General features: G+C 43.2%; 9 protein-coding genes and 2 pseudogenes. 4 read left to right on the top strand and 7 right to left on the bottom strand.

Features of this window, described 5'->3' with window-relative positions; translation table 11 throughout:
• Positions 1–319: 319 nt before the first annotated feature.
• Positions 320–802, bottom strand: coding sequence for a cytochrome b6-f complex subunit IV (petD, locus tag IQ229_RS05815; RefSeq protein ID WP_181930359.1), 483 nt, complete (start codon positions 800–802; stop codon positions 320–322).
• 254 nt (positions 803–1,056) lie between these two features.
• Complete coding sequence (gene petB / locus IQ229_RS05810) at positions 1,057–1,704, bottom strand: cytochrome b6 (protein WP_099102529.1); 648 nt, start codon at positions 1,702–1,704, stop codon at positions 1,057–1,059.
• 410 nt (positions 1,705–2,114) lie between these two features.
• On the opposite strand from petB, the gene ctpA reads away from it, so the two are divergent.
• On the top strand, positions 2,115–3,359 hold the full coding sequence (ctpA, locus tag IQ229_RS05805; protein ID WP_194042065.1) for a carboxyl-terminal processing protease CtpA: 1,245 nt from the start codon (positions 2,115–2,117) through the stop codon (positions 3,357–3,359).
• Between the two features lie 92 nt (positions 3,360–3,451).
• On the opposite strand, the pseudogene IQ229_RS05800 reads toward ctpA, so the two are convergent.
• The 3 genes and pseudogenes from IQ229_RS05800 to IQ229_RS05790 all read right to left on the bottom strand — a co-directional run.
• Positions 3,452–3,901 (bottom strand): annotated as a pseudogene (locus IQ229_RS05800) (sensor histidine kinase); the annotation flags it as partial.
• Positions 3,902–4,166: 265 nt separating this feature from the next.
• On the bottom strand, positions 4,167–4,334 hold the full coding sequence (locus IQ229_RS05795; RefSeq protein WP_194042063.1) for a hypothetical protein: 168 nt from the start codon (positions 4,332–4,334) through the stop codon (positions 4,167–4,169).
• Positions 4,335–4,435: 101 nt separating this feature from the next.
• A pseudogene (locus IQ229_RS05790) lies at positions 4,436–4,615 on the bottom strand (Uma2 family endonuclease); the annotation flags it as partial.
• Positions 4,616–4,778: 163 nt separating this feature from the next.
• Here IQ229_RS05790 and IQ229_RS05785 point away from each other — a divergent pair.
• Entirely contained in the window at positions 4,779–5,204 is a 426-nt protein-coding gene (locus IQ229_RS05785; protein ID WP_194042061.1) for a hypothetical protein, read from the top strand.
• A gap of 84 nt (positions 5,205–5,288) precedes the next feature.
• Here the strand turns inward: IQ229_RS05785 and IQ229_RS05780 are convergent, their stop codons facing one another.
• Positions 5,289–5,885: a pentapeptide repeat-containing protein gene (locus IQ229_RS05780; RefSeq protein ID WP_409339898.1), complete on the bottom strand. Its 597-nt coding sequence runs from the start codon at positions 5,883–5,885 to the stop codon at positions 5,289–5,291.
• Between the two features lie 23 nt (positions 5,886–5,908).
• On the opposite strand from IQ229_RS05780, the gene IQ229_RS05775 reads away from it, so the two are divergent.
• Positions 5,909–6,451, top strand: coding sequence for a YraN family protein (locus tag IQ229_RS05775; RefSeq protein WP_194042059.1), 543 nt, complete (start codon positions 5,909–5,911; stop codon positions 6,449–6,451).
• 70 nt (positions 6,452–6,521) lie between these two features.
• Here the strand turns inward: IQ229_RS05775 and IQ229_RS05770 are convergent, their stop codons facing one another.
• The gene (locus IQ229_RS05770; protein WP_194042057.1) at positions 6,522–6,911 is read right to left on the bottom strand and encodes a hypothetical protein; all 390 of its coding nucleotides are present in this window, start codon (positions 6,909–6,911) and stop codon (positions 6,522–6,524) included.
• Between the two features lie 272 nt (positions 6,912–7,183).
• Between IQ229_RS05770 and IQ229_RS05765 the strand changes: the two genes are divergently transcribed.
• Positions 7,184–7,577, top strand: a 394-nt coding sequence (locus IQ229_RS05765) for an S-adenosylmethionine:tRNA ribosyltransferase-isomerase (protein ID WP_228013196.1), incomplete at its 3' end; no start/stop codon positions are given.

The following is a 7,577-nucleotide window of genomic DNA, read 5'->3' as shown; positions in this document are numbered from 1 at the left end:
TCTTGCTACAGATCCAACACTATCTTGTTGACCACTAAAAAAAGCATATTTTAGTGGGTAACTTAAACCCATTTATGCAGACACTATCTATAAGACGCTATGCATAACTTGCTTTTCCGTAAGATACACCGACTCGCTTTGGTGGCGTTATCCGCTTTTTAGTTCACAATTTAATTCTGTTAGCGGATAGCCAAGGTTTAGCCCATTCTGGCTTCTGAATTCTTTCCTGTTAAAATTGACGCCTGTTGATTGCTTTCAAAAGCACATCTGCATCTGCTCTTGAAACTCACAGGCGTCAAAGCACTTTGTGGTGACTAATTTAGAATAGTCCCAAGGTCAAAGATTTATCCAATGGCAAAGCAGCACCAATACCTAGCCACACGGTAACAAGAGTACCAACAAGGAATACTGTGGTTGCAACTGGACGGCGGAAGGGGTTTTGGAACTTATTCACGTTCTCAATAAAGGGAACGAGGATTAGCCCTACTGGTACAGAACCCATTGCTAACACTCCTAAAAGTTTGTTAGGAAGCGATCGCAAAATTTGGAAAACTGGATACAAGTACCACTCTGGCAAAATTTCCAATGGTGTGGCGAAAGGATTTGCTGGTTCACCGGTCATTGCGGGATCTAGCACGGCTAGAGCCACAATCGCAGCGAAGGAACCCATGATCACAATTGGAAAGACGTAAAGTAAGTCATTAGGCCAAGCGGGTTCACCATAGTAGTTGTGACCCATGCCTTTAGCGAGTTTGGCTCTTAACTGAGGATCGCTCAGGTCAGGTTTTTTTTGTGTTGACATTTTGAAATGTGCTCTCCTGCTTAAGTTAAATTAAAGCATTTGTGAAAGCTATCAGCTACTAGGCAACCAACAGGCGGGAAACAGCGTTTCTATATCTACAGTCATCCGCCTGAAGTTTTCTATAGCTTTACGCTCCAGATACAAGTATTTGTTTTTTGGAACTTATGTGCAATTAATTTCTTGTGTTTCATAAGTTTAAAACAAACAACTCGATCTGAAAACTAACAAATGTTGCCTTTCGCTAATAGCTAAGATTACAAAGGCCCGGAAATGCCTTGCTTGCGGATCATCAAGAAGTGAAACAGCATGAATACTGCAATCAACCAAGGCAGTACAAATGTGTGTGCGCTGTAGTAACGAGTTAGTGTTGCTTGACCAACACTGGAACCGCCACGTAGCAGGTCGGAAATCAGAACTCCAACCACAGGAATTGCTTCTGGTACGCCGCTAACGATTTTCACAGCCCAGTAGCCAACTTGATCCCAAGGTAGAGAATAACCGGTAACTCCGAAGGAGACGGTGATCACAGCTAGGATTACACCACTTATCCAGGTCAGTTCGCGGGGCTTTTTGAAACCACCAGTCAGATAAACCCGGAAGGTGTGCAAAATCATCATCAATACCATCATGCTGGCAGACCAGCGATGGATGGAGCGAATTAGCCAACCGAAGTTTACTTCATTCATGATGTACTCTACTGAGGAGAAAGCTTCAGTAACTGTTGGTCTGTAGTAGAACGTCATGGCAAATCCAGTAGCAAACTGGATGAGAAAGCAAACCAAGGTAATTCCACCCAGGCAGTAAAAGATATTGACGTGGGGAGGGACGTACTTGCTAGTAACGTCTTCGGCGAGTGCCTGAATCTCCAGGCGTTCCTCAAACCAGTCGTAAACGTTGGCCATACAATCTCAAGTTCCTAAAAGTCGGTTGCGGTTGATAAATCCCGAAGTTCTGAATCGGCTGAAGCCTTCGCTCAGACTTCTCTCCCAACTAGTAATTTTGGGATTTTAGTAAAGGGGAGTTTTTTTTTCTTTGCTTTTTAGCTTTCAGTGTGCTAAGAGACTTCAGAAACTTTACACTCTGTAAAGATGGAATATATTGCGATCTCTTTACGCCCCTACACACAAAATAGTGGACACAAAGTAGATTTTATCCTTTGGTGAGTGGATACGATGCATCAGTTGACTGAACAACTTGATGAGAAAAATGCACCACTTCTATAAAAAAAGTAACATAATCGAGAGATAGATTTCATCAAACAACAGAGGAAGTAGGCATTATCTAAGCAATTTGGGTTGAGGTGGAATTGATAATGGGGTTCATGAATAAACAAGTCTTTCGGGTTGGATTTTCATTGTTAATGGCGGTTTGCTTAGCGTTGGGTACGCTCACTCAGCCAGCGGTGGCTTTGACGGGGGAACAAAAGCTGGTTTCGGAAGTTTGGCGAATTGTTAATCGTACTTATCTAGATGAGACATTTAATCATCAAAACTGGGCGGCTGTGCGGCAAAAGGTTCTGGAGAAGCCACTGGCAGACTCAAATGCCAGTTATGAGGCAATTGGGAAGATGCTCAAGAGCCTCGACGATCCTTTTACCCGCTTTTTAGATCCAGAACAGTACCGCAGCTTGCAGGTCAATACTTCTGGGGAACTGACTGGGGTAGGATTGCAAATTGCCTTGAATTCTGAGAATGGGAAGTTGGAAGTAGTGGCTCCCATCGCCGGTTCACCGGCAGATAAAGCGGGGATTCGACCACGCGATCGCATTGTCAAAATTGAAGGTGTTTCCACAGAAAATCTCACCCTTGATGAAGCTGCTACCAGAATGCGCGGGCCGAGTGGCAGCCTTGTGACTCTCGTAATCGAACGGGACGGAGAGGCAGAAACGGAAATTAGACTGACACGCGATCGCATTGCTCTTAACCCTGTGGTTTCAGATTTGCGTGTTTCTGCTGAGGGTACACCCATTGGCTACCTACGTCTTACACAATTTAATGCCAACGCTTCAACAGAATTGGCACACGCTATTTCTAGTCTAGAAAAAAAAGGCGCTGCTGCCTACATTTTAGATTTACGAAATAATCCTGGGGGGTTATTGCAATCAGGAATTGAAATTGCCCGTCTGTGGTTAGACTCCGGCACGATTGTTTACACTGTTAACCGACAAGGTATTCAAGGTAGTTTTGAAGCCTTTGGGCCAGCCCTGACGAACGATCCTCTGGTGATTTTGGTGAATCAAGGAACTGCCAGTGCTAGCGAAATTCTCGCTGGCGCACTCCAAGATAACGGTCGTGCCCAGTTGGTAGGCGAAACTACCTTTGGCAAGGGTTTAATTCAATCCTTGTTTGAATTATCAGATGGTTCGGGCTTGGCAGTCACAATTGCTAAGTATGAAACTCCTGAACACCGGGATATTAACAAACTAGGTATTAAGCCAGATAAAGTTATTTCCCAACCAGCCATTAACCGCGAAGAAATTGGTACCGAAGCGGATTTGCAATATCAAGCTGCTGTGGAACTTTTGAAGAAAAACTCGGTGGTAGCAGGGAAAGCTTGAAGAAGGGTACAAGGAGACAAATCAGGTGGGGATTCAGACTCCATCTGATCCCATAAGGAACAAATAAGATTTAGTTATGCCGATAATGGTAGCTAAATCACAAATTCAGTTCCTTCACCAAGTTGGGAATTCACCGCGATCGCTTTGCCATGTTTTTCTACAATGATTTGACGAGCGACGCCAACCCCAAACCTGTACCTATTACCGACAGATTTCGTTGTAAATAAATGGCCAAAAATCTTTTGTTTGATTTCTTCACTCATCCCCTTACCATTATCTGCAATGGCAATTTTTACGAGTTTATCTGCTATTGAAGTGGTAATGGTAATTCGGTTGGGATTGGCTTTAATACCTTCAAAACTTCGTCCAATATTCGACTCATGTAAGGCATCAATGGCATTAGCAAGAATATTCATAAATACCTGATTTAATTGCCCAGGGAAACATTCTACTTGAGGTAAATTACCGTAGTTGGTGACAACTTCAATCGCCGGACGTTGTTCGTTAGCTTTCAGACGATGTTTGAGAATAAGAATGGTGCTATAGGACTCATATCTTATTTTTGAACAATATTTCAGATAAAACCCTGATAAAACGGGCTTTTCAGTCTCAGTATGTTTTCAGAAATCAAATCGGAGTCCTATATCAATACCTTGGTGGATATTGAAAGGGACTTTGTAATCTTGGTCAGCACGAGAAAAAGTTCTTAAACTGGTGCTAATATTTTTTAGTCGAAACAAGTCTTCGATTACGATCCAAGCAAACCGACGCAGCACTTTGGGGAGAAAGAATTGGTTTTGATGCCGTTTATGCAGTTGGTGGTACATTGCTCAGGACGCCACAGTGATACACGGGACTGGGGACTGTACTTTGCGATCGCACTACTGCCAAACCCAAAAAATAGAGCCACGCAGAAAATAGCAAAAACAGCCTCAAGTTATTGAAAGGTGCGTTGGCGTAGCCCGTCGTAGACATCACTGATTTATTTACTACTTAAAAGCTGGTTGAAGTCTGTGGTAAGCTTTTGCCCGTGATTACTAAGTTTTTCGGCTTGCCATAGCTAAAAATTACTCTACACCAATGCAATACTGTCCATCTGGATGTACGCGTTGCAAAACCTGAACGATTGAGTCTGTCAAAATGACGGTTTGGGGATGCTCTTGAAAATTTTTTACAAACGTACCATCAGACTCTGGTAGTTGAGCGCGATCGGGAAACTGAGGCGGTATAGCAATATCAGCAAGTGTTTCACTCATACTTTGAAAAGTATTGCAGCTATTTATTTAATGCTTTACGCTTCCCATAAGGTGTTACTAACTAGTATAACACCTTGCTCTGTCTTGATTTCAGTGCTTTTACCCTGCCAGAACCGCTTTAATCGCGGGTAGAAAGATATGAAATCTGATATTTTGAAACTCTATGTATTTTAAGTTAAGCGGCATAGTAGGAGCGATCGCTATTTTATTGAGTAGTGGTAGTGCGTTCACCGGAGGTGTTGGCGCAGCCATCGCTGAAGGTGTTGGCGTGGTCATCGATCAAGATGGACAAAGATATATCACTGTGGGGCATGATAAATTAGGAAATAGCGTCGCTCTGGACACAGAAAGCATTAAGGGCACGACATACAAGCTTTACGGAATGTATGGTGATGGCATCTTCGAAACTACCTTCGATGCATCATGTACAGAATCGCGGCTTTTTCGGAATCGCATTGCCATTTATGGTTCCGAGGGACAGCTACTTGAAGAGGATAAGGAAAAAGGAGAAATACCTTTTGTAGCTAATTCTTCACCAGGCAAAGGAATGCAAATTGTTTGTCAAAAGATTGGTGCTAGTGGTTGGTAGTTGCTCAATATTTTATGAGTAGGGAATGGGGGTAGGGAATGGGGAATAAGCAATGCCCAATTCCCAATTCCCAGCTAAAAAATACTAAGGACAAAACAACGTGTCACGTGTATCTCGTCCTGTAGTGGGATTAGTCCCTTTGGCAAGTTTGCACAATTTTTTTTGCTCATCGGGACGCAGTAGCACATCGGTAAAATCTGCCCCGTCAATGACTGCACCATCAAATCTGGCGTTAGCAGCAAAGGCACCCTCCAACAGTGCATTTGTCAAATTTGCTCTGACTAAACGAGCCGAGTCTAAAGTGGCATTTCTCAAGTCAGAACCCTCCAAATTCGCAGACTCCAAATTTGCCGCAAAGAAACTGACACCGTTCAAATTAGCTCGGCTGAAGTTGCTCTGGCGAAGATTAGCTTTAGTAAAGCTAGAGTCTGTTAAATCACGTCCTGAAAAATTGGCCTCAACCAAAATTTCTTTATTATATTCAAGTGCCAAAGCTGTTGGAGCAAAACCGACCGCTGCGGTGATGCTAACTATTCCCCAAAGGAATAAGCTGAGTATACTTGCCCAAGTGTGATGGTTTGTTTTACGCTTCAATTCCAACTCAGCGCTGGATAAGTTGAGTGTAGAACCCGTTGTGCGTAGGCGTAGCCCGCCGCAGGCATCGCTTAACCTAGAATTCACAGAATTCATGATATTTTTAGTCAATGGCTAACCTTCCTCCATCTCATTATCCAGATATTGGTCATTTAGGAGAAGACCTAGTAGCCCAATGGTTGCAATCTACTGGTTGGATAATTCTCCATCGTCGCTTTTCTAGCCGCTGGGGGGAAATTGATATTATTGCTCAACATGATGGACGAACTGAGGAAAAACTCCTTACTCAGCACTCCTTACGGGCTAAACGCCCCGCTACCGCTAACAGCACTCAGCACTCATTATTGGCATTTGTTGAAGTCAAAACCCGCAGTTCAGGTAGTTGGGATGCCGGAGGAAGAGGCGCAATCACTCCACAAAAGCAAGCAAAAATCTGGCGTACAGCTGGAATATTCTTAGCCCAGTATCCTGAGAAGGCAGATTATTCTTGTCGATTTGATGTTGCTATTGTCTACTGTCAAAGGATATCAAAAAATCTAACTAGGGTTACAGCAAATCAAGAGGCTCTAGCTACTTCATCAGTACCCGGATATAAGTTTAAGCTGCAAGAATACATTCTGGCAGCTTTTGACTCTTCAATTGATAATGGTTAATTGGTAATAGATAAAATATCTTAATTACCAATGACCAATAATTTTGTCGTGGCGTTACAACCAAATAGTCTCACGCTAAAGTTTCTGGACAGTAACCTAAGCCCCGGACAAACTGCTGCCGGAACGCTTCAATTTCGTCTCTCTCTGGGCTACCATGAGAAACGATCGCTACCTGATAACGACGCATCACATCCACAGGGCACTGTCCAGCTTCCAAACTCCAAAGTGCCATTTGCACCCTCATTGGCGGTTCGTAGCTAATTCCTAATTCATTTAGAAAAGCCCGAAAATCGCCATCTTCTTGGGACGAAACTTGACCTTTGAGTTTGATCCTAACCACCCAGCCATCAATTTGATGAATTACGGTGACGAACGAAACTGGTGTCTGGGGTCTAGCGTGGAGGTGTTGAACGACCCTCAGGGTTAGACTGGCATTTGCCAGATAGTACAAGTATTCCATGTTTGTTGGTGCTTGGGATCAAAGCCAATCCTACATATCTATATTCGTCAATCAGTGCCTGTTCCCGGTAGGGTAAAAGCCCCCGTTTTTAGATGGGGAGGTTTACCCAATTTTTATGTTAATTTTTCCGTGTTACTTAATAGTAACAATCTTATAGCCTAGCGACAAAACTGAGCGAAGATGCCTTAAAGTTCCTTTAGAAGGGAAAACTTAACTCAGCCTTTTTAAGAGAGTATAAATACTAAATAAACCAAAAACTAGTACAAGCCAATTTGAAAGATACATCTCGTCCACAAGCAAAAGATTTTGAATTAGATTGCTCGGTAGCTGGCTATGACTACACACTACCGCCAGAACTCATTGCCCAAAACCCAGCAGTTCCTAGAGATAGTTCCCGGTTACTGGTGGTTAATTCCCCCACTACAGGCATCGAAACAGCACCTCTACACCATATTTTCCATGATTTGCCTGCACTGCTACGCTCTGGTGATTTGTTGGTTATGAACAATACAAGGGTCATTCCAGCGCGGCTTTATGGTCATAAATCCACTGGTGCGAAAATTCAGGTGTTGCTGTTGGAAGAACGGCAGCATAACTGTTGGTTAGCTTTAGTTAAGCCAGGAAAAAGCTTCAAACGGGGAGCTAAGATTATTTTTGAACCAAGGG

Origin of the sequence: Nostoc cf. edaphicum LEGE 07299, assembly GCF_015207245.1 — a bacterium.
Taxonomy (GTDB): domain Bacteria; phylum Cyanobacteriota; class Cyanobacteriia; order Cyanobacteriales; family Nostocaceae; genus Nostoc; species Nostoc edaphicum_B.
The sequence above is the reverse complement of the archived record's forward strand: the minus strand, read 5'-3'. Positions and strand labels throughout refer to the sequence as shown.

Bases quoted from the DNA above. Each gene is read 5' to 3' on its own strand.
- petD (WP_181930359.1), bottom strand. From the start codon at position 802: ATGTCAACACAAAAAAAACCTGACCTGAGCGATCCTCAGTTAAGAGCC.
- petB (WP_099102529.1), bottom strand. From the start codon at position 1,704: ATGGCCAACGTTTACGACTGGTTTGAGGAACGCCTGGAGATTCAGGCA.
- ctpA (WP_194042065.1), top strand. From the start codon at position 2,115: ATGGGGTTCATGAATAAACAAGTCTTTCGGGTTGGATTTTCATTGTTA.
- IQ229_RS05795 (WP_194042063.1), bottom strand. From the start codon at position 4,334: ATGTCTACGACGGGCTACGCCAACGCACCTTTCAATAACTTGAGGCTG.
- IQ229_RS05785 (WP_194042061.1), top strand. From the start codon at position 4,779: ATGTATTTTAAGTTAAGCGGCATAGTAGGAGCGATCGCTATTTTATTG.
- IQ229_RS05775 (WP_194042059.1), top strand. From the start codon at position 5,909: ATGGCTAACCTTCCTCCATCTCATTATCCAGATATTGGTCATTTAGGA.
- IQ229_RS05770 (WP_194042057.1), bottom strand. From the start codon at position 6,911: ATGGAATACTTGTACTATCTGGCAAATGCCAGTCTAACCCTGAGGGTC.